This is a genomic window from Agrobacterium sp. SORGH_AS_0440 (assembly GCF_031453135.1).
Lineage (GTDB): Bacteria > Pseudomonadota > Alphaproteobacteria > Rhizobiales > Rhizobiaceae > Agrobacterium > Agrobacterium pusense.
This window is the reverse complement of the sequence record NZ_JAVIYR010000002.1, coordinates 2,643,539-2,667,830: the sequence shown is the minus strand read 5'-3', so window position 1 is coordinate 2,667,830 and position 24,292 is coordinate 2,643,539. Positions and strand designations below refer to the sequence as shown.

General features: G+C 58.2%; 20 protein-coding genes and 1 pseudogene. 11 read left to right on the top strand and 10 right to left on the bottom strand.

Annotated elements, in window-relative coordinates:
- Positions 1-4: 4 nt before the first annotated feature.
- From QE453_RS22195 to QE453_RS22165, 7 genes are all read left to right on the top strand, one after another.
- A complete protein-coding gene (locus QE453_RS22195; RefSeq protein WP_044459702.1) occupies positions 5-589 on the top strand; it encodes a nicotinate-nucleotide adenylyltransferase in 585 nt (194 codons plus the stop codon).
- Positions 590-658: 69 nt separating this feature from the next.
- Positions 659-1,147 (top strand): ribosome silencing factor, encoded by a 489-nt coding sequence (gene rsfS / locus QE453_RS22190; protein WP_309778034.1) that lies wholly within the window; start codon positions 659-661, stop codon positions 1,145-1,147.
- 157 nt (positions 1,148-1,304) lie between these two features.
- Positions 1,305-1,787, top strand: coding sequence for a 23S rRNA (pseudouridine(1915)-N(3))-methyltransferase RlmH (rlmH, locus tag QE453_RS22185; RefSeq protein ID WP_004444109.1), 483 nt, complete (start codon positions 1,305-1,307; stop codon positions 1,785-1,787).
- Between the two features lie 157 nt (positions 1,788-1,944).
- Positions 1,945-3,342 carry a murein hydrolase activator EnvC gene (locus QE453_RS22180; protein WP_309778033.1) on the top strand — a complete coding sequence of 466 codons (1,398 nt, stop codon included), beginning with the start codon at positions 1,945-1,947 and terminating at the stop codon, positions 3,340-3,342.
- Positions 3,332-4,660: a S41 family peptidase gene (locus tag QE453_RS22175; RefSeq protein ID WP_004444102.1), complete on the top strand. Its 1,329-nt coding sequence runs from the start codon at positions 3,332-3,334 to the stop codon at positions 4,658-4,660. The genes QE453_RS22180 and QE453_RS22175 overlap by 11 nt, the downstream gene beginning before the upstream one ends.
- 62 nt (positions 4,661-4,722) lie before the next feature.
- Entirely contained in the window at positions 4,723-5,916 is a 1,194-nt protein-coding gene (locus QE453_RS22170) for a divergent polysaccharide deacetylase family protein (RefSeq protein WP_309778032.1), read from the top strand.
- A 56-nt stretch (positions 5,917-5,972) separates the two neighbouring features.
- Positions 5,973-6,485 (top strand): RNA pyrophosphohydrolase, encoded by a 513-nt coding sequence (locus QE453_RS22165; protein WP_309778030.1) that lies wholly within the window; start codon positions 5,973-5,975, stop codon positions 6,483-6,485.
- A gap of 31 nt (positions 6,486-6,516) precedes the next feature.
- Here QE453_RS22165 and bfr read toward each other — a convergent pair whose 3' ends face one another.
- The 4 genes from bfr to QE453_RS22145 form a co-directional block, all read right to left on the bottom strand.
- Complete coding sequence (gene bfr, locus QE453_RS22160; RefSeq protein WP_004444094.1) at positions 6,517-7,008, bottom strand: bacterioferritin; 492 nt, start codon at positions 7,006-7,008, stop codon at positions 6,517-6,519.
- The gene (locus tag QE453_RS22155) at positions 6,974-7,285 is read right to left on the bottom strand and encodes a bacterioferritin-associated ferredoxin (RefSeq protein ID WP_004444092.1); all 312 of its coding nucleotides are present in this window, start codon (positions 7,283-7,285) and stop codon (positions 6,974-6,976) included. The genes bfr and QE453_RS22155 overlap by 35 nt, the downstream gene beginning before the upstream one ends.
- A 265-nt stretch (positions 7,286-7,550) precedes the next feature.
- A complete protein-coding gene (gene phbB / locus QE453_RS22150; RefSeq protein WP_022557005.1) occupies positions 7,551-8,276 on the bottom strand; it encodes an acetoacetyl-CoA reductase in 726 nt (241 codons plus the stop codon).
- Positions 8,277-8,433: 157 nt separating this feature from the next.
- On the bottom strand, positions 8,434-9,615 hold the full coding sequence (locus QE453_RS22145; RefSeq protein ID WP_309757930.1) for an acetyl-CoA C-acetyltransferase: 1,182 nt from the start codon (positions 9,613-9,615) through the stop codon (positions 8,434-8,436).
- Positions 9,616-9,859: 244 nt separating this feature from the next.
- On the opposite strand from QE453_RS22145, the gene phaR reads away from it, so the two are divergent.
- Positions 9,860-10,435: a polyhydroxyalkanoate synthesis repressor PhaR gene (gene phaR / locus QE453_RS22140; RefSeq protein WP_072495187.1), complete on the top strand. Its 576-nt coding sequence runs from the start codon at positions 9,860-9,862 to the stop codon at positions 10,433-10,435.
- Positions 10,436-10,492: 57 nt separating this feature from the next.
- Here the strand turns inward: phaR and QE453_RS22135 are convergent, their stop codons facing one another.
- Together QE453_RS22135 and QE453_RS22130 are read right to left on the bottom strand one after the other, a co-directional pair.
- Positions 10,493-11,869 carry an MFS transporter gene (locus QE453_RS22135; protein WP_045533445.1) on the bottom strand — a complete coding sequence of 459 codons (1,377 nt, stop codon included), beginning with the start codon at positions 11,867-11,869 and terminating at the stop codon, positions 10,493-10,495.
- Positions 11,870-11,973: 104 nt separating this feature from the next.
- A pseudogene (locus QE453_RS22130) lies at positions 11,974-16,735 on the bottom strand (NAD-glutamate dehydrogenase).
- Between the two features lie 541 nt (positions 16,736-17,276).
- Between QE453_RS22130 and QE453_RS22125 the strand changes: the two are divergent.
- Complete coding sequence (locus tag QE453_RS22125; RefSeq protein WP_004444078.1) at positions 17,277-17,846, top strand: CarD family transcriptional regulator; 570 nt, start codon at positions 17,277-17,279, stop codon at positions 17,844-17,846.
- A 66-nt stretch (positions 17,847-17,912) separates the two neighbouring features.
- Here the strand turns inward: QE453_RS22125 and QE453_RS22120 are convergent, their stop codons facing one another.
- Positions 17,913-18,416: a L,D-transpeptidase gene (locus QE453_RS22120; RefSeq protein WP_244456061.1), complete on the bottom strand. Its 504-nt coding sequence runs from the start codon at positions 18,414-18,416 to the stop codon at positions 17,913-17,915.
- Positions 18,417-18,599: 183 nt separating this feature from the next.
- Between QE453_RS22120 and QE453_RS22115 the strand changes: the two genes are divergently transcribed.
- Together QE453_RS22115 and QE453_RS22110 are read left to right on the top strand one after the other, a co-directional pair.
- A complete protein-coding gene (locus QE453_RS22115) occupies positions 18,600-19,283 on the top strand; it encodes a response regulator transcription factor (RefSeq protein WP_004444073.1) in 684 nt (227 codons plus the stop codon).
- A 118-nt stretch (positions 19,284-19,401) separates the two neighbouring features.
- Positions 19,402-19,857 carry a cyclic nucleotide-binding domain-containing protein gene (locus QE453_RS22110; protein ID WP_004444071.1) on the top strand — a complete coding sequence of 152 codons (456 nt, stop codon included), beginning with the start codon at positions 19,402-19,404 and terminating at the stop codon, positions 19,855-19,857.
- A 32-nt stretch (positions 19,858-19,889) separates the two neighbouring features.
- On the opposite strand, the gene QE453_RS22105 is transcribed toward QE453_RS22110, so the two are convergent.
- The 3 genes from QE453_RS22105 to QE453_RS22095 all read right to left on the bottom strand — a co-directional run bounded on the left by QE453_RS22105 (position 19,890) and on the right by QE453_RS22095 (position 24,288).
- Positions 19,890-20,693 (bottom strand): exodeoxyribonuclease III, encoded by an 804-nt coding sequence (locus QE453_RS22105; protein WP_244456060.1) that lies wholly within the window; start codon positions 20,691-20,693, stop codon positions 19,890-19,892.
- Between the two features lie 158 nt (positions 20,694-20,851).
- Positions 20,852-21,577, bottom strand: a complete 726-nt coding sequence (locus tag QE453_RS22100) for an outer membrane lipoprotein carrier protein LolA (RefSeq protein ID WP_006698306.1) — start codon at positions 21,575-21,577, stop codon at positions 20,852-20,854.
- A 47-nt stretch (positions 21,578-21,624) separates the two neighbouring features.
- A complete protein-coding gene (locus tag QE453_RS22095; RefSeq protein WP_309778026.1) occupies positions 21,625-24,288 on the bottom strand; it encodes a DNA translocase FtsK in 2,664 nt (887 codons plus the stop codon).
- Positions 24,289-24,292: the final 4 nt, after the last annotated feature.

Here is a 24,292-nt window from a genome sequence, read left to right as displayed (position 1 = left end):
CACCATGCCGCATGTGGAGCGCGGCATGGTTGTCGGGCTGTTCGGCGGTTCTTTTAATCCGCCGCATGCCGGTCACGCGCTTGTTGCAGAGATTGCGCTGCGCAGGCTCGGTCTCGATCAGCTGTGGTGGATGGTGACGCCAGGCAATCCGTTGAAAAGCCGCTCAGAGCTGGCCTCTCTCGAAGATCGCATCGCTGCCTGCGAAAAGCTCGTTCACGATCCTCGCATCAAGGTCACGGCTTTCGAAAAATCGCTGGGCATAAGCTATACCGCTAATACGCTCGCCAAGGTGAAGGCGAAAAATCCGCACGTGCGCTTCATCTGGGTTATGGGTGCCGATAATCTCAAGAGTTTCCATCACTGGCAGAAATGGCGCACGATTGCTGAGACTTTCCCGATTGCGGTGATCGACAGGCCGGGTTCGACGCTTTCCTACCTCTCCTCCACCATGGCCCAGGCCTTCAGCCAGGCGCGGATCGATGAGGACGATGCCGGTGTTTTATGGAAAAAACCAGCGCCCGCCTGGGTTTTCATTCATGGACCGCGTTCCACGCTCAGCTCCACTGCGCTACGTAACGGCCGCAAATGACACGGCCGATCACAAATGATGTATGTGACCGCCGTCGAAGGCTCCATATCTTGAAAAGTTAATGCTTTGATGCCACCTTCATTGTATGACGCAGAGAATCGCGTCGCGCAGTGCCTGTTTTGTCATTCTTGGAAAGGAAAACCTCTGACAACAGTACACGCCAAGGGAAGAGCATTCGTTGCTATCCCGAAGGGCCAGGACAGTGGCGCCGATGCCGCCGGCCATGCCCTCGACACCGTCCTCGCGAGCCTCGAGGACTCCAAGGCTGAAGATATCGTCTCTCTCAACATTGCCGGAAAATCGGCGCTTGCGGACTACATGGTTGTGGTTTCCGGGCGGTCGAACAGGCATGTCTCGGCGATTTGCGAGCATCTTCTGAAAGACATGAAGGATGAAGGGTTCGGAAACGCCCGCGTCGAAGGTCTTGAGACCGGCGACTGGGTGCTCATCGATACCGGCGATATCATCGTTCATGTGTTCCGACCGGAAATCCGCGCTTTCTACAACATCGAAAAAATGTGGGCGACGCCGGACATGCCGGAAGAGACGCTGCATTGATGCGGTGAGCCTTTGAGCGAAGGCATCGTTTTTGCCGAAGATCGCCTGTGACTTCGGAGCGATGCTTCTGGCCGGAAATCAGGTCGGCCGCATAGGAATCCGCGCGCTATGCTGTTAAGAGCGTGGCCCATTGGGCTACGACACGTGCAGGTTTGCGATGCGGATTTCAATTTTTGCGGTGGGACGGCTGAAATCCGGCCCCGAAAAGGATCTTGCGACCCGTTATATCGAGCGCCTCGCCAAGACTGGCCCGGCGGTCGGGCTCGAATTTTCGCGGGTTATCGAAGTCGCGGAGAGTCGTGCATCAAACGCAGAAACCCGCAAGCGCGAAGAGGCGGCGATGCTGGAAAAGCATCTTTCCGATGGCGCAGTGCTCATCTTACTCGATGAGCGTGGCAAGGCGCTGGACAGCCCGGCCTTCGCGTCCTTTTTCGGTGATCTGCGCGACAGCGGCAAGCGCGAACTTGTTATCGCCATCGGCGGGGCCGATGGTCTCGATCCCGGCCTTTATGACAGGGCGACAGCCGTTCTCAATCTCGGCAAACTGACATGGCCGCACCAGATTGTCCGCATCCTGATTGCCGAGCAGCTTTACCGCGCCGTTACCATCCTATCCGGTCACCCCTATCACCGGGTATGACGCGGGGACGGATGCGGGTGCCGTCGCAATTTCAACATGAAACTCGGCGACACGGCTGACATGGGGATGGTCGTCGGCCGCCTTAAAGGCCTCTTGGAAGATCGCGGTAAAATCCCTAATATCGGCGCTCCCTGCTTCGGCATCAAAGAAAGTTCAGATGGACAAGAAGTCTCCAAGAAAACGGCACGCGGCCCTTGCGGGCGCGGTTCTCGCTGCTTTCGTTGTGGGGATCGGTCCGACCTATTCGCGCGATGATGCGGGCGCCATTCCCACCGAGAATGGCGATTTATCTCCAGATGAGTTGCAGTCGCTGGAGAAGCGTCGTGACCAGAACCGTCAGGATCTGGAGGAGCTGGTCGACAGTATCGGACTTTCCGAGGACAAAACAAGGAAGCTCGAGGAGAGCATTGCATCCCTCAATCAGGACAGCGCCCGTATCCGGGAAGAGCTGATCGCGTCGGCTGCGAGACGCAAGGCGCTGGAAACCAAGATCAGCGATGGTGAGGATCGCCTGGCCAAGCTTTCGGTGCGCGAGGACGGCGTCAAGGCGTCTCTACGGGAGAGGCGCGGTGTACTGGCTGAGGTTCTGGCCGCGTTGCAGCGCATGGGCAGAAATCCGCCGCCCGCCCTGCTCGTTTCGCCGGAGGATGCACTTGCTTCCGTTCGCAGCGCCATTCTTCTTGGCGCCGTTGTGCCCGGCATTCGCGGTGAAACGGACAAGCTGGTCGCCGCTCTCAAAGAATTGACCGATCTCAGGCAGGCAATCGCTCGCGAAAAGGACGATCTTACGGGTATGATGACGGCAAGTCTTGAAGAGGAAAAACGCCTCGACCTGCTGATTGCCGAAAACGACCGCAAGAATTCCCAGACGGCGGCGGAGCTGGAGGCGGAGCGCAAGCGGTCCGAAGAACTTGCGAGCAAGGCGACGAGCCTCGAAGGGCTGGTCAGTTCGCTTGAAGGCGAAATTACCTCGGTACGGGAGGCGATGGAAAAGGCGCGTGCGGAAGAGCAGCGTCTGGCCCGTCTTTCGGAGGCGGAACGCGAAAAGCATCGCGCCGCGGCCGAGGCTGGAATGCCCGATAAAAACCGTATTGCGCCCGCATATCCCTTCGCGAGTTTGAAGGGAAAGCTGGAGTTTCCGGTGGCGGGCGAAGTGCTGCGGCGCTTCGGCGATGCGGATGGTACGGGCCATTTTTCCAAGGGAGTTGTCGTCGCGAGCGGCCCGGAGGCCATCGTGACGGCGCCTGCGGACGGTTTCGTGGTGTTTGCCGGCGATTTTCGCAGCTACGGTCGCATGGTCATCCTCAATACCGGCGATGGATATCACGTGGTCATGACGGGCATGGATAATGTAAGAACCCGGCAGGGCATGTTCGTGTTCTCCGGAGAGCCGATCGCCTCCATGGGGGCAAAAAGAGTAGCGAGTGCAGCAGCATTGGCGCTGGAAACCGACAGGCCAACGCTCTACATTGAGTTCAGGAAAGATGGTGTACCGGTTGATTCCCAACCGTGGTGGACCGCAAAAAATACCGGAAGGGCGCACAATGATTCGTAAGGTTTCGCTTCTCCTTATCGGTGGGCTTATGGGCGCCACGGCGATGAGCGTGATTTATTCGGCGAGCATGCCGGCACAGGCGGCCGGGCCTTCGACCTATAAGGAGCTGTCGATCTTTGGCGACGTGTTCGAACGCGTGCGTGCGCAATATGTGACGCCGCCGGATGACGAGAAGCTGGTGGAAAATGCCATTAACGGCATGCTCAGCTCGCTCGACCCGCATTCAAGCTTCATGAATGCGAAGGACGCCAACGACATGCGCACCCAGACCAAGGGTGAGTTCGGCGGCCTCGGCATTGAAGTGACGATGGAAAACGAACTGGTCAAGGTCATCTCTCCGATGGATGATACGCCAGCATCCCGCGCGGGCATCCTTGCCGGCGACTTCATCTCCGAAATCGATGGTACGCCGGTTCGCGGACTGAAGCTGGAGCAGGCGGTCGAAAAGATGCGCGGCGCAGTCAAGACGCCCATCAAGCTGACCGTCATCCGCCAGGGCGCCGACAAGCCGCTTGAAATTACCGTTGTGCGCGACGTGATTGCCGTTCGCGCGGTCAAGTCGCGTGTCGAGGGCGATAATGTCGGTTATCTGCGCGTCATCTCCTTTACCGAGAAGACCTACGACGATCTCGAAAAGGCGATCAAGAAGATCAAGGCGGATGTTCCTGCCGACAAGCTGAAGGGTTACGTGCTCGACCTGCGCCTCAACCCGGGCGGTCTGCTCGATCAGGCGATCAATGTCTCCGACGCCTTCCTTGAGCGTGGTGAGGTCGTTTCAACCCGTGGCCGTAACCCCGACGAGACCCGCCGCTTCAACGCGACGGCCGGCGATCTGACCGACGGCAAGCCGGTGATCGTGCTCGTCAACGGCGGTTCGGCTTCGGCGTCTGAGATCGTTGCCGGCGCTCTGCAGGATTTGCGTCGCGCGACCGTTGTCGGCACGCGCTCATTCGGCAAGGGTTCGGTTCAGACGATCATTCCGCTCGGCGAGGCCGGTGCGCTGCGTCTGACCACCGCGCTCTATTACACGCCGTCTGGTAAATCGATCCAGGGAACAGGTATCGAGCCCGATATCAAGGTAGAGCAGCCGTTGCCTCCGGAATTGCAGGGTCGCGTCACGGCAGAGGGCGAATCCAGCCTCTCCGGGCACATCAAGGGTCAGAGCGAAACGGACGAAGGTTCGGGTTCTTCGGCCTATGTTCCGCCGGAGGCCAAGGACGACATCCAGCTTAACTATGCGCTTGACCTGTTGCGTGGCGTCAAGACGGATCCGTCTTTCCCGCCCAACCCGGAAAAGGCTGTGGTCAACAAGCAATAAGAGCGTTGTGCCGGCTTCCGGCACTCCATCTCGATTGACAAACCCTCTGGACGGATCGTTCATTGCCTTCGGACCTGCGAAAACCGCTTCTGGGTCGTCAGAAAAAAAGCGCCGGTATCAACCGGCGCTTTTCCGTCATTATGGTTCTGGCGGCGCTTGCGGTTCTTTCCATCGGCGGACTGTCCGTCTACACGGCGCTCTCGCCCGGCAATCTGCAGAGGACGGCGACCGGGCCGGACCTTGAACTGCAGCCTGCGCAAAACAAAGCTGAACCATCCGTACCGGACGGGGAGGCCGAAACGGCTGGTCTGCAACCGGAAAGTGGCCGATCTGGCGCGAACATCAATCGTGCGACCATGCCCGATGGTAACGTTGTCTCAGTCTATTCTCCTCGGCCCCGTGATAATGACGGGCCTGTGTTGATGAGCGGCCAGACCTATGGCCAGGACCCACGCATGGCCACGCGGCCCAACGAGGAATTGCTTGAGGATACGGCCTTTGGCAGGTTGCCAGTGGTGGGCGCCGACGGATTGCGGCCGATGGAGCAATATGCGCGGCCCTGGTCGGGAGCGCGAGGCACGCGGGTGGCGATCGTGGTCGGTGGTCTCGGCCTCAGCCAGACAGGCTCGCAAAAGGCGATACGGGAACTGCCGCCGGAGGTGACGCTTGGCTTTGCCGCCAGCGGCAACAGCCTGCAACGCTGGATGCAGGAAGCACGCCGTGAGGGGCACGAAATTCTTCTCCAGATACCGCTGGAGCCCTTTGGTTATCCCGGCACCAATCCCGGCCCGGATACATTGATTGCGGCCGATCCCGCCAAGGTAAACCTCGACCGGCTGCATCGATCCATGGCCAAAATCACCAATTATACCGGCATCATGAATTATCTCGGCGGGCGCTTTCTCGCCGAGCAGGTGGCGCTGGAGCCGGTGATGCGTGATATCGGCAAACGTGGTCTGCTATTTCTGGACGATGGTTCGTCAGCGCAGTCCCTGAGTGGCGGGATTGCAAAGGCCATCTCTGCCCCCCAGGGTTTTGCCGATATTCTGCTCGATGGTGAAGTGACCGAAGCTTCCATCTTGCGGAAGTTGGACGAATTGGAGCGGGTCGCGCGCCGCAATGGTCAGGCGATCGGGGTGGCTTCTGCTTTTGATGAAAGCATTGCGGCGATCTCGCGGTGGTCCCGGGAAGCGGCGGGCCGCGGTATCGAGATCGTCGGCGTTTCCGCCCTTGTTTCGGAGCCGGCGGGGCAGTAAACCTTGCCTGCGGCCATTTCCGCGCCCTTGTGGCGCTCAGACAATGCGGGAAACCCATGACAATCAAAGCAGAAGATTTGCCCTATCGTCCCTGTGCGGGGATGATGGTTCTGAACGCCGAAGGCCTGGTGTGGGCCGGCCGGCGCATCAAGGAAGGCAATTCCGAATATGATGGCTCGCCGCATTTGTGGCAGATGCCACAGGGGGGGATTGATGAGGGCGAGCGGCCTCTGGCCGCGGCCATTCGCGAGCTTCACGAAGAGACGGGAATGAAAACGGTGCGGCTGCTGGCGGAAGCGAGCGACTGGATCCATTACGATCTTCCGCCGGAACTGATCGGCATCGGATTGAGGGGTAAATATCGCGGCCAGGCACAGCGCTGGTTCGCATTCCGGTTCGAAGGCGACGAAAGCGAAATCCAGATCGATCCGCCACCGACGGGGCACGCAGCCGAATTCGATGCCTGGGACTGGAAGCCGATGGAGAGCCTGCCTGAACTCATCGTTCCGTTCAAGCGCGGCGTTTACGAGAAAGTGGTTGCCGAATTCCAGCACCTTTCCGATAAATAAAAAGGCGGCCGCCGGCCGCCTTTTCCGTATTTCAGTGGTCTTCCGCTTCGTTGGCGGAATCCGCATTGAGCTGGCCGTATTTTTCTTCGCCGATCTTGCCGAGCAGTTCGAGCTGGGTCTCGAGGAAGTCGATATGACCCTCCTCGTCGATCAGCAGCGTTTCGAACAGCTTCATCGAAACGTAGTCACCGGCCTCATGACAGATATCGCGGGATTTCTTATAAGACGCTCTTGCATCATATTCACCAGCAAGGTCGGCTTCGAGCACTTCCTTGACATTCTGTCCGATACGCAGGGGAGCAACGGTCTGGAGGTTGGGATGACCCTCCAGGAAGATGATCCGGTCGATAAGCTTGTCTGCGTGCTGCATCTCTTCGATGGATTCCGCACGCTCCTTTTTGGCAAGCTTGGTGTAACCCCAGTCATTCAGAAGCCGGTAATGAAGCCAATACTGGTTTACTGCACCGAGTTCGAGAAAAAGGGCTTCGTTAAGCCGCTCGATGACTCTTTTGTCGCCTTTCAATGTCCGCTCTCCTGTTCTCTTCGTGGAATCGCTTCAGGCGGGACATAAAATCAAAAACATCGGCCTCAGTCGAGTGCCGACGGGCGTGATATTCTTCCGTGGTTTTGATAATCAGGTCGACAACGGTCGGAAAACAGCCACAGCAGCGACCTCGCTTTTCCATGGCATGATACACTTTTGCGGGAACGATAAGCTGCCAACAGTCCTCATCGAGGAGCTCGTTGATAACGTCCTTGATCTCATGATCGGTGATGTAATTGCAGCTGCAAACCAGCATGATTGACTGCCTGTATGACGCAACACGTTGTTTTCGTTCTTAAACCAAAACAGGACAGCGAATGTCAAGAAAAACCTCTTTTCAAATTCATAACGATTTCTAGACTCGTTCTAAACTATACGAAAAATGTCGTATTTTCATTAGTTTAGCTGTCTCTTTTTTACGTCCTGTCCTGCTCAAGTTTTCGTGCGCGCCAAAATGTGCTGTCACGATATCACGAGAAGTTTACTGATCTGAACTGGCCGGAGCAGCGGACGTGTAAATGTCAGGCGAAATATTGACCGCCATTGGCCGTCATTGTGGAACCGGTGATAAAGCCAGCCTCGTCCGAGACGAGAAACAGGACGCAACGCGCGATCTCCTCCGGTTCCCCAAGCCGTCCGATGGGGATTTGTGGCACGATCCGCTCGGCCAGAACCTTCTCCGGGATCGCTCTCACCATTTCCGTGCCGATATAGCCGGGGCAGATGGCGTTGACGGTGATATTGCGGCTTGCGCCCTCCTGCGCGAGCGCCTTGGTGAAGCCGATATCGCCGGCTTTCGACGCGGAGTAATTGACCTGGCCCGCCTGACCCTTCTGTCCATTGATGGAGGAAATATTGACGATGCGGCCGAAACCGCGCTCCCGCATGCCCGGCCAGACGGGGTGGGTCATGTTGAAGACGCCTGTGAGGTTCGTGTCGATGACATCACGCCACTGCTGCGGTGTCATCTTGTGAAACATGGCGTCACGGGTGATGCCGGCATTGTTGACGAGGATTTCGACCGGCCCGAGGGTTTCCTCCACCTTCGCGATACCGTTGACGCAAGCGTCGTAGTCGCGCACGTCCCACTGGAACGCAGGAATGCCTGTCTCCGTCTGGAATGTCTCCGCCCGGTCCGTCGTGAAGGCATAGTTGACGGCCACCCGATAGCCGGCTGCCTGCAGGGCGCGGGCGATGGCGGCACCTATACCGCTCGTCCCGCCGGAAATCAAAGCAACCCGGCTCATCTAGGCCTCCATGACCTGTCATTGAAGCGCCTGCAGTTGTGCAGGTGCTTGTTCGTCGTGCTCAACCGCCACAGAAATGCGGCCAATGGGAGGCCGCTTCTATCCTATTGTCCGCTGAACCGGAATTGCTTTTTGGCAAGTGCGGGCGGTCCGCGCGTCAGAGCGCCTCGATGCACATGGCTACACCCATGCCGCCGCCGATGCAGAGTGTCGCAAGACCCTTGGACACGTTACGGCGGCGCATCTCGTAAATCAGGGTGTTCAGGACGCGGGCGCCCGAAGCGCCGATCGGATGGCCGATGGCAATCGCTCCGCCGTTGACGTTGACGATATCAGGATCAAGGCCAAGCTCGCGCACGACGGCACAGGACTGGGCTGCAAATGCTTCGTTGGCTTCGACGAGGCCGATATCGCCTACCGACCAGCCGGCCTTGGCCAAGGCCTTGCGGGAGGCGGGAATGGGGCCGGTGCCCATGATCTGCGGATCGACGCCCGCCGTCGCCCAGGAGGCAATACGGGCCAGTGGCTTGATGCCGCGCTTTCCTGCTTCCTGTTCCGACATCAAAAGCGTGGCGGCTGCGCCGTCGTTCAGACCTGAGGCGTTCCCCGCCGTCACGGTGCCGTCCTTGTCGAAGGCAGGGCGCAACTTGGCCATCGTTTCCAGCGAGGCGCCGGCGCGGATATGTTCATCGGCGTCGATGACGATATCGGCCTTGCGGCCCTTCACGGTGAAAGCGACGATTTCGTCCACGAAACGTCCGGCAGCCTGTGCGGCTTCAGCCTTGTTTTGCGATGAGACCGCAAACTGGTCCTGCTCATCCCGGGAGAGTTGCCACTGGCGGGCTATGTTTTCAGCGGTGATGCCCATGTGATAGCCGTAAAAGGCGTCGGTCAGGCCGTCCTTCAGCATGGTGTCGATCATCTTGAAGTCGCCCATTTTCACGCCGCCACGCAAATGGGCGCAGTGAGGTGCCATGGACATGGATTCCTGACCGCCGGCGATGACAATGCCCGCATCACCCGTCAAGATTTGCTGCATGCCGAGGGCCACGGCGCGCAGTCCCGAGCCGCAGAGCTGGTTGAGGCCGAAAGCGGTCGCTTCCTGCGGAATGCCTGCCTTCATTGCCGCTTGCCGCGCCGGGTTCTGCCCTTCGCCCGCGGTGAGCACCTGACCGAGAATGACTTCATCAATTTCGTTCGCCGCAACGCCGGCACGTTCAAGCACGGCACTGATAACGGTCGCGCCGAGTTCGTGGGCTGGCGTATTGGCGAAGTGGCCATTGAAAGAACCGACGGCGGTGCGCGCAGCGCTGGCAATCACGATTGAAGGCAGGGTCATTTGTTTTCTCCTCACTTGCGGGCGGAGACTGGCAAAGCTTTCAATCCAAGTCAAATGACGATAGTTGCTTTAAAAGATATTGCTAAATCACGTTGGAATCTTGCTAAAAATTGCTGCGCAAAAAACAAACTGTTGCGATGCACAAAACATTTGTCAGACAGCGCATTTTGCGCATACACTTTACGCCGGGAAGAGCAATAACACCAAAAAAACAAAAAAATACCATCATCGCGAGGAGGCGGGCATGGCGAAACACGACGGCGAAACGATCATTAAAAAATACGCCAATCGGCGGCTCTACAATACCGGCACCAGCACCTATGTAACGCTTGATGATCTGGCGCAGATGGTCAAGCGTGGTGAAGACTTCAAGGTTCAGGACGCGAAGTCATCCGAAGACATCACGCACGCCGTGCTGACGCAGATCATCGTCGAACAGGAGGCCAAAACCGGCAATACGCTGTTGCCGACGGCGTTTCTGCGTCAATTGATCTCCTATTATGGCGACCAGATGCAGATGGTCGTGCCGACATTTCTCGAACATTCCATGAAGACCTTTTCCGACCAGCAGAGCCAGATGCAGGAGCATATGGCCAAGGCTTTCGGTGACGGCTCGCTCGCCCGCAATTTTCAGGCGCCATTGCAAATGATGGAAGAGCAGATCCGCCGTAATACGGAACTGTTCCGGCAGGCAATGCAGGGTTTCACGCCTTTTGCAATGCCACAGGCGCCCAAGGAAACCCGCAAGCCCAATCCGTCCGAAATCGATGAGCTGAAAGCGCAGTTGCGCGCATTGCAGCAAAAGCTCGACCAGCTCTGAGCCAGCGCCAACTGGCCGATGCTCGACTTTAACAAGGCGTCGGCCTCACTTGCGCCTTCAGCCTGCCGTTCGTTCGGGCACGCGCAGCAGCATCAGGAAACCGGCTCCGAGAAAGACGATTAGCGTTGCCATGCCGATGTGGGCGGAGCCGCTGAGAGTGGTAGCTATGGAAAATGACAGTGTCGCCATGAAGCTCGTGGCGCGACCGGAAAGCGCATAGATGCCGAAATAGCGGCCGGCTTCCGCTACGCTGATGTTGCGGGCAAGATAGGAACGCGATGAGGCTTGAACAGGGCCGAAAGCAAGCCCGATCAGCACCCCATAAAGCAGGTAAGCCTTTTCGGCTGCTGTCGCGAAGAAACTGTCATTGTCATCCGTGGAAAGTTGAAGCAATCCGAATAGGGTTGAACCTTTTTCTGTGGAAACGATGCCAATGGTCGCAAGCAAAAGCAGCACCAGACTTATGAGTACGGTGTTGCGCGACCCGAGGGTTTGATCAACACGCCCTGCGGCAAAGCATCCGACGATGGCGACGACATTCAGAAGGATGCCAAAGAGACCAGTTTCAATTGTCTCCCACCCGAACATTCCCGCCGCGAATGCGCCTCCCAAGATTACGACGCCATTCACGCCATCCTGATACAGCATGCGCGCGATTAGAAACCGTAGCAGCATGGGGCGGTGACGAAGCTCGCGAAGTGTCGTCTTTAACTCCCGAAGTCCGGAGTGGATTGCGGCCCCGAAAGGCAGACCCTTGTTAGAGTCCGGAGTCAATAAGAACATTGGCAGAATGAATATCAGGTACCAGAGCGCGGCAATTGGTCCGGTTATTCTCGCGTCCTGCCCGGAGGCGGGGTCGAGGCCGAAAAGAGGCGTGATTCCCACGAGCGTCAGCCCGGTCTTGGGGTTTGCCGCCAGCAGGGTGACGACCGCAATCAGCACCACCATGCCGCCGAGATAACCGAGGCCCCAAGCGAGATTGGAAATACGCCCGACATTTTGTGGATTGGTGAGGCGCGGCATCATGGAATCGTTGAAGACTATCGAGAATTCCGCCGCGATGGAGGCGAGGATCATGCAGATAACGGGCAGAATGACCGGCGATCCCGGTGCCGCGTACCAAAGGAGACACAGGCTGACGATCTTGATGACGGCAAAAAAGGCGATCCACGGCTTGCGTGCGCCGGACTGGTCGGCAATGGAGCCGAGGATAGGGGAGAAGAGGGCGATGATGATCGACGAGACCGTCGCCACATTGCTCCATGTCGCCTGGGCCGCAATGGGATCGTCGGTGAGGCGGGCGACGAAATAGGGCCCGAAAACGAAGGTTGTGACAACCGTGAAAAACGGTTGCGCCGCCCAGTCGAACATCACCCAGCCCCAGATGCCGCGTTTGGTAACGACTGCTTGCGCATTTGGGGCAGGGCTAGTCATTCATCGTCCTATCGGAAATTGGGAAATACGGCGCGATGCCGGTGCATCGTCTTGTCTGGCGCCATCCGGGTGGTGACCCGGATGGCGTTTTTAAAGGCGGCCAATCAGCGTGCCTGAACGATATCGCCAAGCAGGCCCGCGGCCACGGTGAGCCGCGCGAGGTTTGTATCGCCGCTCTCGCTGAGCGCGCCGAGTTCGGAGACGATACGATTGACCCGCACGCGATCCGCCGCATACCAGGCCTGAACCGGATCCTTTTCCCTGGCATATTCTGTCAGGGCGGAGATAACGATCCGGCGTCTCGATGAGGAAATCTGGTCCTGGCTGCGCAGAAGAGCCAGGCTCTCGTAGTGATCCGCCGGTGTGATGCGCTGGCTGGCATCCAGCAGGCGCGCGACACGGAAGGTCGAGGAGACGGTGGCGTAGCTTTCAGCGGCGCGCGCGAGCGTTGTGCCCGCACTCTCGGCGATGCGCATGATTTCAGGCACATAGACGAGCAGCGAGAGCGTATCGAGTTCCTCCAGAAGAGCGGAAGGAACCCCGTCGATTTCCGTGATGCCGAGTTCGCGGCGATATTTCGCCGCTGCCGGTGACAGCGTCTTGATCGCGGTTTTCAGGCGCTCGATTTCCGTCGCCATGTCGCCCGGGGTCGCACCCGCGCTCCCGGTTTGCAGATAGAGCCTGCTCGCATCCGTGAAGATACGAGTGATCGTGGCATAAAGCCCATTCTGAACTTCGCCCCCGATCTGGCCGTCAAGCGCATCGACCTCGCTCCACAGTCGTTTGAGACCGAAGCCATCTTCAACGATTACCGCTGCCTTGACGACATCGGCCGCAAGCAGACCACTTGCATCGGCAAGTTTCTGCACGAAGCCGGGGCCGCCGCGATTGACCACGGCATTGGCAAGTGCGGTCGCGACGATTTCGCGATGCAGGCGATGCGATTTGATATCGTCGGCATAGTTCTTCTGCATCTTGGCCGGAAAATAATCGACCAGCAGATGCTGGAGATAGGGTTCGTCGGGAAGCGTGCTTGCCACCAGTGCATCAAATAAAGTGAGCTTGGCATAGGACAAGAGCACCCCGATCTCCGGCCGGGTCAGCGGTTTGCCGGTGGCGTATCTCTCGCTGAACTCGGCATTGTTGGGCAGGGTTTCGACCTTGCGGTTCAACTGCCCGGTTGCCTCCAATGCGCTCATCAGGCGGCCGAGTTCTTCCCGGTTTGAAAGGCCCAGCCGCTCGGTCAGCGAGATCGCCAGCGATTGCAGATAGTTGTTGCGCAATACCAGCTGCGCCACCTCAGGCGTCATGGAGGCGAGAAGCTGGTTACGCTTCGGCATCGTCAGGCGACCGCTATTGACGGCGGAGGCGAGTGCGATCTTGATATTGACCTCGACGTCGGAGGAGTTCACGCCTGCCGAGTTGTCGATGGCGTCGGAATTGCAGCGCCCGCCCGAAAGCGCATAGGCGATGCGCCCCTTCTGGGTGATACCGAGATTGGCGCCTTCGCCGATGACCTTGGCGCGCACCTCCGTGGCGTTGACGCGGATGGGGTCGTTTGCCCTGTCGCCCACCTCGGCATTCGTTTCCACCGCCGCCTTGATGTAGGTGCCGATGCCGCCGAACCAGAGGAGATCGGCCGGGGCCTTCAGGATGGCGGTCATGATTTCGAACGGTGTGGCGACTGACTTGTCGATGCCGATGGCCGCCACAGCTTCCGGAGTCAGCGTCACCGATTTTTCTGAGCGCGAAATGATCATCGCACCGGCAGAGAGAGCCGAACGGTCATAATCCTGCCAGCTGGAACGCGGCAATTCGAACAGCCGCCTGCGCTCGGCGAAGGATTTGTCGGTATCGGGATCCGGATCAATGAAGATATCGCGGTGGTCGAAGGCGGCGATAAGCCTGATCTTCTCCGACAGCAGCATGCCGTTACCAAAGACGTCGCCGGACATATCGCCCACACCCGCCACCGTGAAGGGCGTGGTCTGGATGTCGGTGTTCATCTCCCGGAAATGGCGCTTCACCGTCTCCCATGCGCCACGCGCGGTGATGCCCATCTTCTTGTGGTCGTAACCGGCCGAACCGCCCGATGCGAAGGCATCGTCCAGCCAGAAGCCGGCTTCATGGGCAAGGCTGTTTGCCGTATCGGAGAAGGTGGCCGTTCCCTTGTCGGCGGCGACGACGAAATAGGGGTCGTCACCATCGAGCCGCAATGTGTCAGCCGGCGGCACGATGGCGTCGTCGACAATATTATCGGTGATGGACAGCAGTGTGCGGATATAGGTCTTATAGGCCTCGCGGCCGGCATTAAAGACCTCGTCGCGGGAGCCGCCGGCGGGCAGGTTCTTGGGGAAGAAACCGCCCTTGGCGCCGACGGGCACGATGACCGCGTTCTTCACCTGCTGCGCCTTGACCAGACCGAGCACCTCCGTGCGGTAATCCTGGCCGCGATCCGACCAGCGCAGACCACCGCGTGCAACCTTGCCGAAACGCAGATGCACGCCTTCGACCTCGGTTCCGTAAACGAAGATTTCGCGGAAGGGGCGCGGATCGGGCAGGCCGTCCAGATGTTTGGGATCGAATTTGAATGCCAGAATGTCACGCGGCGTGCCGTCGGCATTTTTCTGGAAGTAATTGGTGCGCAGGGTTGCATCGATGGCGTTGACGTAACGCCGGAGGGTGCGGTCCTCATCGAGATTGGGAACGCCGCTCAGGGCTGCTTCGATTGCCTTATGAATTTCCGCGAGTTTCTTCAGCCGCTTCTTCTCTTCGATGGATGGATCGAAGCCGGCCTTGAACAGCGCGAAAATATTCCTGGAGATGTCAGGATATTTATAGAGCGTTTCGGAGATATGTTCCTGCGAATAGACGATTCCGGTCTGGCGCAGGTACCGCGCGTAGGCGCGCAGCACCGAGACTTCGCGCACCGTGAGACCGCAGGCAAGGATCAGGCGGTTGAAGTTGTCATTGTCCACCTTTCCTGAAAAAGCAGCAAGGAAAGCTTCTTCGAGTTTCTGTCCGTAATGCGGCAGGTCGAGTGTCGTGCTGGCCGCGACCGACAGTTCCATGTCGTGCAGCACGACGTCGTGCTTTTCGCCATCCGCCACGACGCCGATATCGAAAGTGCGCTCGCTGATGACATTAAAACCAAGATTTTCGAGCAGCGGAACACGTCGTGAAAGCGGAAGATGGCCTTCGCGGTGGAAAATCTTCAGGGATAGCGTTCCCGCCGGCTGGCCTTCCTGCTGATAGAATTCAATGCGGACCGGGTCGCCTTTCACAGCGGCCAGAATATCAGGCATGTCGCCGATCGCCTCTTCGGGCGTGAAAGCTTCCTGATAGGCCTGATCCACTTCCAGCACCGGTGCGCCCGGTTCGGACAGGGAGACGAAGTGATCTATCCAGCGTGCCGCAATATCGCTGACGGCATCTTCGAGCTTGTCCTGGGCGATGCGGGGCGTCTTGCCTTCCGTACGGCCGACAATGAAATGGACGCGGGCAACGGCGCCTTCGGGGAAGGCGGGATAATAGGCCGAGATATGCCCGTCATAGACCCTGCTCAGATAATCGCCGATCTTCTCGCGCACATAGGAATTATACTCCTCGCGCGGAACGAAGATGATCGCCGAAACGAAGCGGTCGAAACGGTCTATACGTGCGAGCACGCGCACACGCGGACGGTCGCTGAGCTCCATGATCTGCTCGATGAAGCGGATCAGAAGGTCGGTTTCGATCTGGAAAAGATCGTCACGCGGATAGGCTTCCAGCGTGTTCTGCAGGATGCGGCCCGAATGGCTGTTTGGATCGAAGCCGAAATGCCGCTCGACTTCCGCGACCTTGGCGCGCAGCAAGGGAATTTGCTTGACCGAACGCGTATAAGCAGTTGCGGTGAAAAGGCCGACGATGCGCAGCTCACCAACGACATTGCCGTCCTCGTCGAAGCGCTTGATACCCGATATAGTCCATATAGGCGCGACGATGCACGATGGACTTCACATTAGCCTTGGTAACGATGAGGAAATCCGGGCCATCGAGGAAGGCAAGGATTTCCGGTGTCGTCGTCACGGCATTCTTGCCGAGGCGCAGCACGCGGACATCCGGGTCGCTGAGGCTGCCGAGGCCGACGCCGTCACCGCGCTCGATCTTCGCGTTCTTCCCCTTGCCGGAATAGGTGTAGTCACGCATGCCCAGGAAGGTGAAATTGTCGTTGCGAAGCCAGTTGAGGAATTCGACCGCCTCCGTCCGTTCGGCCTTGCGCCGCGACGAGCCGCGTTTCGACAGTTCATCCAACGCCTCGTCTAGCTTCGCCAGCATGGGCCGCCAGTCGCGATAGGCCGATTCCACCTGCTTCAGCACGAAGCGAAGCCGCTCTTCCAGAGCCGAGGCTCCCTGCTGCGAAAGCGGTGCGATGTGCAGCTGGATAAGACTTATATTGCCGGCCGGATCATCATCGGGCTCGGCAAGGCGGTAACCACCCTTCGCGTCATCGTCTCGGACGAGGATCGGGTGCACGGCAAGATAAAGACCACGATAACTGCTGGTGACTTCGCCCATAACAGAATCGTAGAGAAAGGGCATGTTGCGGCCGATAATGGTCAGAACCGTTACCGGCACGTCCCGCGGGGAAACACCCTCGACTTGGGAAATGCTGATATGAGGGGTGTCCCCGGTCCATCGCGAAAGCGCCTGGAAACTGTGGGCGGCACTCGCCGCCAGCATCTCGGCGGAATAATATTCTATATCGTCGACACTTGCCCTTCCATAAAGAATACCAGGATCAAGAAATTCGACATTTTCGGCAATTGCCTGCTGGCGCGCTTTTTCGATCTGTTTTTCGCGTTTTGGATTGTTTCTGTAGCCCATTTGACGTGGATTCCTCCAAAAATCACACTTTAATATAAAAAAGCATCGCCAATTTGCGGATTTTGCCTTTTCAGTCGAATCGGATATTGGCGTGGAATTACGAAGAGTTTAAGAGGCTATCGTGTTTCTTCAGGCGGTAAGTGAAATTTTTTTGCTTCTTTTCTCGCGAGGCTCAGTTTAGAAGCATACGACAGTATTTTTGCGGCTAATTTTTAAGCGGTTCTTGAGCCGCAATGTGATGTTGCGGCCACGGTTGAAGCAAATTATTGATTTGCGCCTATTTTTGTGGTACACCAACAACACTGATCCACAGCGCGGCATTTGTGTGCCCAAAAACACCACGAAAGCAACACCTCTTTTGCACGCGGTTTCCGTGACATATCGAGCGTTTACGTTATCGAACCCCGCGAGGCGGGAAGGTGTATTTTTGCGTGCACGGCTGGACCAGTGCGGAATCACCTGACGGTTCCCCCGTCTCATCAGGGCCTGACCGACCCAACCCCGGCATCCCCGGGTATGTAACAGGGAGTTTTTAGAACGAATGACGACCCAGCAGAAGAAATCTCCAGCCCATCACGGCTTTAAAACCGGTGAAGCGATTGTGTATCCCGCTCATGGTGTCGGTACCATTTCTGCCATCGAGGAACAAGAAGTCGCCGGCATGAAGCTTGAGCTTTTTGTCATTGATTTCGAAAAAGACAAGATGCGTCTTAAAGTTCCCGTCGCCAAAGCCGTCAGCATCGGCATGCGCAAGCTTTCCGAAGGCGATTTTGTCGAGCGGGCGCTGAAAGTGGTGCAGGGCAAGGCACGTGTGAAGCGTACCATGTGGTCGCGCCGTGCGCAGGAATATGATGCGAAGATCAACTCCGGCGATCTCATCGCGATCGCGGAAGTCGTTCGCGATCTCTACCGCGCGGAAAACCAGCCTGAGCAGTCCTATTCCGAGCGCCAGCTTTACGAAGCCGCTCTCGACCGCATGGCGCGCGAAATCGCCGCTGTCAACAAGATGTCCGAAACCGAGGCTGTTCGCCTGGTGGAAGTCAACCTTGCCAAGGGCCCCAAGCGCGGCAAGGCTGTCGAAGAAGACGATTCTCAGGACGAAGCCGCGTAATCGCCGGCCTCTTCCTTCTAAAAAAACCCGCCTTTATGGCGGGTTTTTTGTTAGTGCCGGCTTAATTCACAAGATGCGGATTTTCGTGCCTTTGCGCAGGTGCGGCAGGACGCGCCGCATGTCGCGGGGATGCAGTGCTACGCAACCTGCTGTTGGTTCACATCCCGGCCTAATCATATGCATGAAGATTGCCGAGCCGCGGTTGCGGCTTCTTGAGGTGACGTTCCAGTCCAGCACGAGACAGACATCGTAAAGGCCATCTGTGCGCATCATGTCCTCGTGGCTCGGCGCGAAAGGTGCCTTGACCAGCCTGTTATAATTGGGGTTGCCGGGCTCATCACACCACAGCATCGATTTCCGCGTGCGTTGCATCGGCAGGGCAGTCGTGATGGCGGACATGCGGTCGCCGCGATAAAAGCCATGCAGCAGGCGGGTCGCGGAAATCGGCGACTTTCCGTCACCTTCCCGTTTTCGTGCAGTCCGGCCATTGCGCCCGATGGCAGCCTGAAATGTGAGATGGCCGAGCTGAACGATGGCCCGGTTGATTTTCAAAGGAGCTGGCCGAACCATGAGCGTTGATGCGCGTTTACGTTGTTCTACGGGACGTTTGCTCATGTTTTTCACGAGATTTTGCTTTGCAGGTTATTTAACGTGAAGTCATAGCACTTCATCATGTGATGGCAATGGGTTGACCTTTTACCGGCAAACCGCTGAATTGGCTGACGATTAAAGTAAGAAAGGCTGAGAATCCGAATGACGGCTCGCACTATCCTTCTCGTGGACGATGACGACGATCTTCGGGAGACGCTGACCGAGCAATTGTCTCCCTATGAGGAATTCTCGCTGTTGAGCGGCGCAAACGCCGCACAGGCGATGCAGACCGCCAAAACTTCGCAGGTCGATCTACTCATCATGGATGTCGGCCTTCCCGACATGGATGGCCGCGAAGCCGTGAAGCTTTTGCGCAAGGGCGGCTTCAAGGCGCCCATCATCATGCTCACGGGTCACGATACGGATTCGGACACGATCCTCGGCCTTGAGGCTGGCGCCAATGACTATGTGACAAAGCCTTTCCGCTTCGCCGTGCTTCTCGCCCGCATCCGGGCCCAGTTGCGCCAATATGAACAGAGCGAGGATGCGGTCTTCACCGTTGGTCCTTATCAGTTCAAGCCCAGCCAGAAGCTCTTGACGACCGAAGACGGCAAGAAAATCCGGCTGACGGAAAAAGAGGCCGCGATCATTCGTTATCTCTACCGGGCAGGCAGCACGGTCGTGACGCGCGACGTCCTGCTGGAAGAGGTCTGGGGTTACAATTCCGGGGTCACGACCCACACGCTCGAAACGCACGTTTATCGCCTGCGTCAGAAGATCGAGCGGGATCCTTCCAATGCCGAGATTCTCGTAACCGAGAACGGCGGCTACAAGATCGTCCCCTGATAGACCCCCGGGGGGTCCCCCCGAGTTGTTGAGCATTGCTCTAGCACCTTGTGTTTTGAAGGCCGATATTGGAAAACCGCTATAGCAACGCAGGCGGTTTTCCGGAGTAACAATCGACATGGCCTTGACCGACGATATCATGCTGCTGGGGCAAGTGCCGTTGTTTGCGGGCTTCAGTGATGATCAGCTGCGGCTCATCGCCTTCGGCGCAGAGCGCCGGCGTGTCGCGGCGGGACAGACCTTGTTTCGCGAACACTCCCCCGCCGAATGCGCCTTTGCCGTGACGTCGGGTCATTTCGAGCTTTTTTCAGCCGGCCGGGACGGCAAGCCCGTGCTGCAGGCTACGCCCGGAAAGGGCGCCCTGCTTTCGGAACTTGCGCTTTTTACCCTTTGCGAAAGAAAATTTACTGCCGTGGCTGCGGAGGATTCCGAAGTCATCCGGATAACGCGCATTCTCTTTCACCGCCTGGTGGAAGAGTTTCCTGAGGTCGCCGACATCGTTTCGGCGCGCATTCGCGACAATATCGCGTCTCTGGCCGCCGGTGCGGCCCGTTTGCAGAACCGCTTCATGTGACCGCGCGCCAGATCACCGCGTCCGGCATTGGTTCAAAACCGGAAATGGGCGGTGACTGGAACGTGATCCGATGGTCGGTTCCAGCCGCGGGCTTCTCGCAATATCTCGATCCTGTCAAGCGACGGGCCGAGATCCTGAGACGACCAGATGTGATCGAGGCGGCGGCCGCGATCGGCCGCTTCCCAGTCCTTGGCGCGGTAACTCCACCACGTGTAGATTTTTTCCGTCGCCGGTACATTCAGCCGCATCAGATCAAGCCAGTTGCCCTTCTTCATGATGTCCAGCATACCCTCGGTTTCCACCGGCGTGTGGCTGACGATCTTGAGAAGCTGCTTATGCGACCAGACATCGTTCTCGAGCGGCGCTATATTGAGGTCGCCGACGAGGATGGAAGACGTGCCCGGCACGCCATCGGCACGCAATGCCTTCATTTCCTCAATGAAATCCAGCTTGTGGCCGAATTTCGGATTGATTGAGCGATCAGGTTCGTCGCCGCCTGCCGGAACATAAAAATTATGGAGCCGGATGCGGCGCGATCCCACTTGGACAATCGCGGAAATATGGCGCGCGTCGCCAATTCCGCAGTAATCATGCCGATGATCTTCCGTCAGCGGGATTTTCGAGGCAATGGCGACACCATGATAGCCCTTCTGGCCGTGAATGATCACGTGCTCGTAACCCAGCGCCTTCAACGGCTTCATCGGAAACTCGCCATTCGGGCATTTGGTTTCCTGCAGGCAGAGAATGTCGGGTTTGTAACGCACCAGAAACTGCTCGACGATCGGCATTCTGAGCCTGACGGAGTTAATGTTCCAGGTGGTTATCGAAAACGACATAAATGAGCTCCGCTTTTATCGCCTCGAAGCAAGGCCTCAAGGCTGTTTCTGGGGCGCAGGCTTATAACATCGTGACGAAAACGGGAATGTATTTTAGCGGCAAAATCAAAAAGGCGGCCTGAGAGCCGCCTTCACAGAGCATACATCGACAGGGAGCGTCAGCCGCGCTTGCGTACTTCTTCATAATTGATGTTGAAGACGCGTTCATCGAGGTTCACGCCGGTCTGAACGTTGAAGATCATGACGGTCGTGTCCTTGTTCTGGGCGTCCGTCGTGGTCCATTGCCGCAGATCGAACGTCTTCGGGTCGAACATCAGCGTGATGGTGGAATCGCCGAACACGCTCTTGTCACCGAGGACGATGGTGGTCAGGTCAGATTCTTCCTTCACATCCCGGACCTTCTGGTTGCTGAGATCGATCTTGTCGGAGAGAAGCAGGCTGAGCGGAGTCTTCGACAGTGGATAAAGATCCCATGTCTTCAGCTTCATATTGCCGATGACGACATTCTTGCCGTCGGAGATGACGCGCATCGGCGAGGGGTCTTCATAATTGAAGCGGAGCTTGCCTGGCCGTTCGATGTAGAACTTGCCGCCGGTCTGTTCCCCGCGCGGGCCGAACTGCACGAATTCACCCATCATGGTTTTTACCGACGAGAAGTGGTTCGCGATCTTCTGTGCCGTTGCGGTATTGCCGGCTGCCTGGGCAAAGGCGTCGAGCGGCGAGATGCCAGCGATCACGGCAGCCATGGAAAATGCCGTCAGCACCCCACGCCGCGTCACGCCATTTTGCGCTGCGCTTGCATTGGCCGTTTCGCCGGTGGTCAGGTCGTTCATTCTGTTCTCCTTCATCGCAGCGATTGTCCGCGAAAAACGCGGCGGCTTCATGACGTGAAAGCGTGTAATAACGCTTCTCGACGCCGCTTGGTTGCGGATTAGCGCTCGATGATATCTGCTTCCGTGGGAACGAGGATTTCGCGTTTTCCGGCGTGGTTGGCGGGGCCGATAATGCCCTCCTGCTCCATGCGTTCGATCAGCGATGCCGCGCGGTTGTAACCGATGCCGAGACGACGCTGCACATAGGAGGTGGAGGCTTTGCCATCGCGAAGTACGACGGCCACGGCCTGATCGTAGGGGTCCTCGGAATCCGAGAAGCTGCCGCCGCCGGCCGGGCTTGCGCCAGCGCCGTCCTCGTCTTCTTCTTCGGTAATCGCTTCGAGATACTCAGGCGATCCTTGTGTCTTCAGATAGGAAACGATCTCTTCCACTTCATTGTCGGAAACGAAGGGCCCATGCACACGCTGGATGCGTCCGCCGCCCGCCATGTAAAGCATATCACCCATGCCGAGCAGCTGTTCGGCGCCCTGCTCTCCAAGGATCGTGCGGCTGTCGATCTTCGAGGTGACCTGGAATGAGATGCGTGTCGGGAAGTTGGCCTTGATCGTGCCGGTGATGACATCAACGGAGGGGCGCTGGGTGGCCATGATGACATGGATGCCGGCAGCACGCGCCATCTGCGCCAAACGCTGCACCGCGCCTTCGATATCCTTGCCGGCTACCATCATCAGGTCGGCCATCTCGTCGATGATGACGACGATATAGGGCAGGGGCTTCAGATCGAACTCTTCCGTTTCGTAGATTGCCTCGCCGGTCTGGCGGTCGAAACCGGTCTGCACCGTGCGGGTGAGGATTTCGCCCTTGTCGAGCGCCTGCTGCACGCGGCTGTTGAAGCCGTCGATATTGCGCACGCCGATCTTGGACATCTTCTTGTAGCGTTCCTCCATCTCGCGCACCGTCCATTTGAGCGCGACGACCGCCTTTTTCGGATCCGTGACGACGGGAGAAAGCAGGTGCGGAATGCCGTCATAGATCGACAGTTCCAGCATTTTCGGGTCGATCATGATCAGGCGGCACTGTTCCGGCGACATGCGGTAAAGCAGCGACAGGATCATGGTGTTGATGGCAACGGACTTGCCCGAACCGGTGGTGCCTGCAACGAGCAGGTGCGGCATCTTGGCGAGATCGGCGATGACGGGTTCGCCGCCGATGGTCTTGCCGAGCGCCATGGCAAGCTTGGCTTTGCTGTTTTCGAAATCGCGGCTGCCGATCAGTTCGCGCAGGAACACGGTTTCGCGGGTCTGGTTCGGCAGTTCGATGCCGATGGCATTGCGGCCGGGAACAACGGCGACGCGGGCAGCGATCGCGCTCATGGAGCGGGCGATATCATCCGCGAGGCCGATGACACGCGACGATTTGATGCCGGGGGCCGGTTCCAGCTCGTAAAGTGTGACGACCGGGCCGGGGCGGACATGAATGATTTCACCCTTGACGCCGAAGTCTTCAAGAACCCCCTCGAGAAGACGGGCGTTCTGCTCGAGCACCTCTTCGCTTAGCGTATTGTCGCGAACAATGTTCTTGGGCTCCGCCAGAAGGTGAACGGTAGGAAGCTGGAAACCGTCTGCGGCGATGAACGAGGCCTGTGCTTCGCGTGCCACGCGCTCACTGGGCTTCGGGCGTGCCGAAGGAGCGGTTATTTTCGTCTGTCCGCGTCCCGGCGCCTGTCGGGCAGTGAATTTCTGGTCGACGTCGTCATCGGAAAGGATGCCACTTGGCAGGCGGGCCTCGTCAGTACCGAAGGACGGCTCGCCGTCCCCATCGGCTTCATGACCGGGCGCGATGGAGGGAGGAGACATCTGGCGACGCGATGCAGTTCGTTCTTCGAAAGAGGGTTCCGCGCGCTGGTCGAGACGGTTGATCGCCGTCTTGAGGCGCGACGGCTCGTTTAGCGTGCCGAATTCATACTCGTTGAAATCATAGGGATGTTCGAATTCGTCATGCAGCGATTTCGACTTCAGGCCGAACAGGCGACGAAAACGGGCCTGGGTGATGTACCAGTAGTGCGTCAGTGCGCCGAAGGCGAGAATATTGGCGAAGAAACCCTCGCCATCATCCTCGTCGTCCTCTTCCGCCTCGCGGACGGCGCGGGCCTTGCTGACGGCCGGTGCGGGTTCCTCACGCTCCAGTTCATCGTCCAGACCGCCGACAATGCCCGCGGCAAACAGCATGAGCCAGGCAGCCGGCGCGGCGAATATTACCCCAAGTATCGTCGCAACGGTGCCCGTGGGATAAGCGCCGATGAATAGGGCGGGGAAGCGAAGGATCATGTCGCCGATCACGCCGCCGATGCCGTTCGGCAGCGGCCAGGTGACGGGAGCCGGAAAGCAGCCGAGGGACGCGGCGCAGACGATCGCGCCTGCGATCCAGGCCACGAGGCGGGCGGGTATGCGCTGCAGTTTGCGGCCGGCGATCAGGGCGATCGCCCATGCAATGACCGGCAGCAGGGAAATGATGGCCGAAAGCCCGAGGAACTGCATAACGATATCCGCGAAGATCGCGCCGCCGTAGCCCAGGAGATTGGTTGGTTGGTTTCCTGTGGCATAGGACAGGCTCGGATCTGCCACATTCCACGTCGCGAGCGCGGCGATACCGAGTGCAATCGTGGCAAGCAGAGCGAAACCGGCCAGAGCCATAATCTGCCGCACGAAAAACGCCGTCAGCACAAAACGTGTGTGACGACCATCGAATGTCGGAGAATGCATTCTG

Coding starts and splice junctions, on each gene's coding strand:
- QE453_RS22155 (WP_004444092.1), bottom strand. CDS start 7,285: ATGCTGGTTTGCAGCTGCAATTACATCACCGATCATGAGATCAAGGAC.
- QE453_RS22105 (WP_244456060.1), bottom strand. CDS start 20,693: ATGTCGTTTTCGATAACCACCTGGAACATTAACTCCGTCAGGCTCAGA.
- QE453_RS22120 (WP_244456061.1), bottom strand. CDS start 18,416: ATGGTTCGGCCAGCTCCTTTGAAAATCAACCGGGCCATCGTTCAGCTC.
- rlmH (WP_004444109.1), top strand. CDS start 1,305: ATGCGGATTTCAATTTTTGCGGTGGGACGGCTGAAATCCGGCCCCGAA.
- QE453_RS22145 (WP_309757930.1), bottom strand. CDS start 9,615: ATGACCCTGCCTTCAATCGTGATTGCCAGCGCTGCGCGCACCGCCGTC.
- phaR (WP_072495187.1), top strand. CDS start 9,860: ATGGCGAAACACGACGGCGAAACGATCATTAAAAAATACGCCAATCGG.
- QE453_RS22135 (WP_045533445.1), bottom strand. CDS start 11,869: ATGACTAGCCCTGCCCCAAATGCGCAAGCAGTCGTTACCAAACGCGGC.
- QE453_RS22180 (WP_309778033.1), top strand. CDS start 1,945: ATGGACAAGAAGTCTCCAAGAAAACGGCACGCGGCCCTTGCGGGCGCG.
- QE453_RS22195 (WP_044459702.1), top strand. CDS start 5: ATGCCGCATGTGGAGCGCGGCATGGTTGTCGGGCTGTTCGGCGGTTCT.
- QE453_RS22110 (WP_004444071.1), top strand. CDS start 19,402: ATGGCCTTGACCGACGATATCATGCTGCTGGGGCAAGTGCCGTTGTTT.
- QE453_RS22175 (WP_004444102.1), top strand. CDS start 3,332: ATGATTCGTAAGGTTTCGCTTCTCCTTATCGGTGGGCTTATGGGCGCC.
- QE453_RS22095 (WP_309778026.1), bottom strand. CDS start 24,288: ATGCATTCTCCGACATTCGATGGTCGTCACACACGTTTTGTGCTGACG.
- QE453_RS22165 (WP_309778030.1), top strand. CDS start 5,973: ATGACAATCAAAGCAGAAGATTTGCCCTATCGTCCCTGTGCGGGGATG.
- QE453_RS22115 (WP_004444073.1), top strand. CDS start 18,600: ATGACGGCTCGCACTATCCTTCTCGTGGACGATGACGACGATCTTCGG.
- QE453_RS22125 (WP_004444078.1), top strand. CDS start 17,277: ATGACGACCCAGCAGAAGAAATCTCCAGCCCATCACGGCTTTAAAACC.
- QE453_RS22100 (WP_006698306.1), bottom strand. CDS start 21,577: ATGAAGCCGCCGCGTTTTTCGCGGACAATCGCTGCGATGAAGGAGAAC.
- rsfS (WP_309778034.1), top strand. CDS start 659: ATGCCACCTTCATTGTATGACGCAGAGAATCGCGTCGCGCAGTGCCTG.
- phbB (WP_022557005.1), bottom strand. CDS start 8,276: ATGAGCCGGGTTGCTTTGATTTCCGGCGGGACGAGCGGTATAGGTGCC.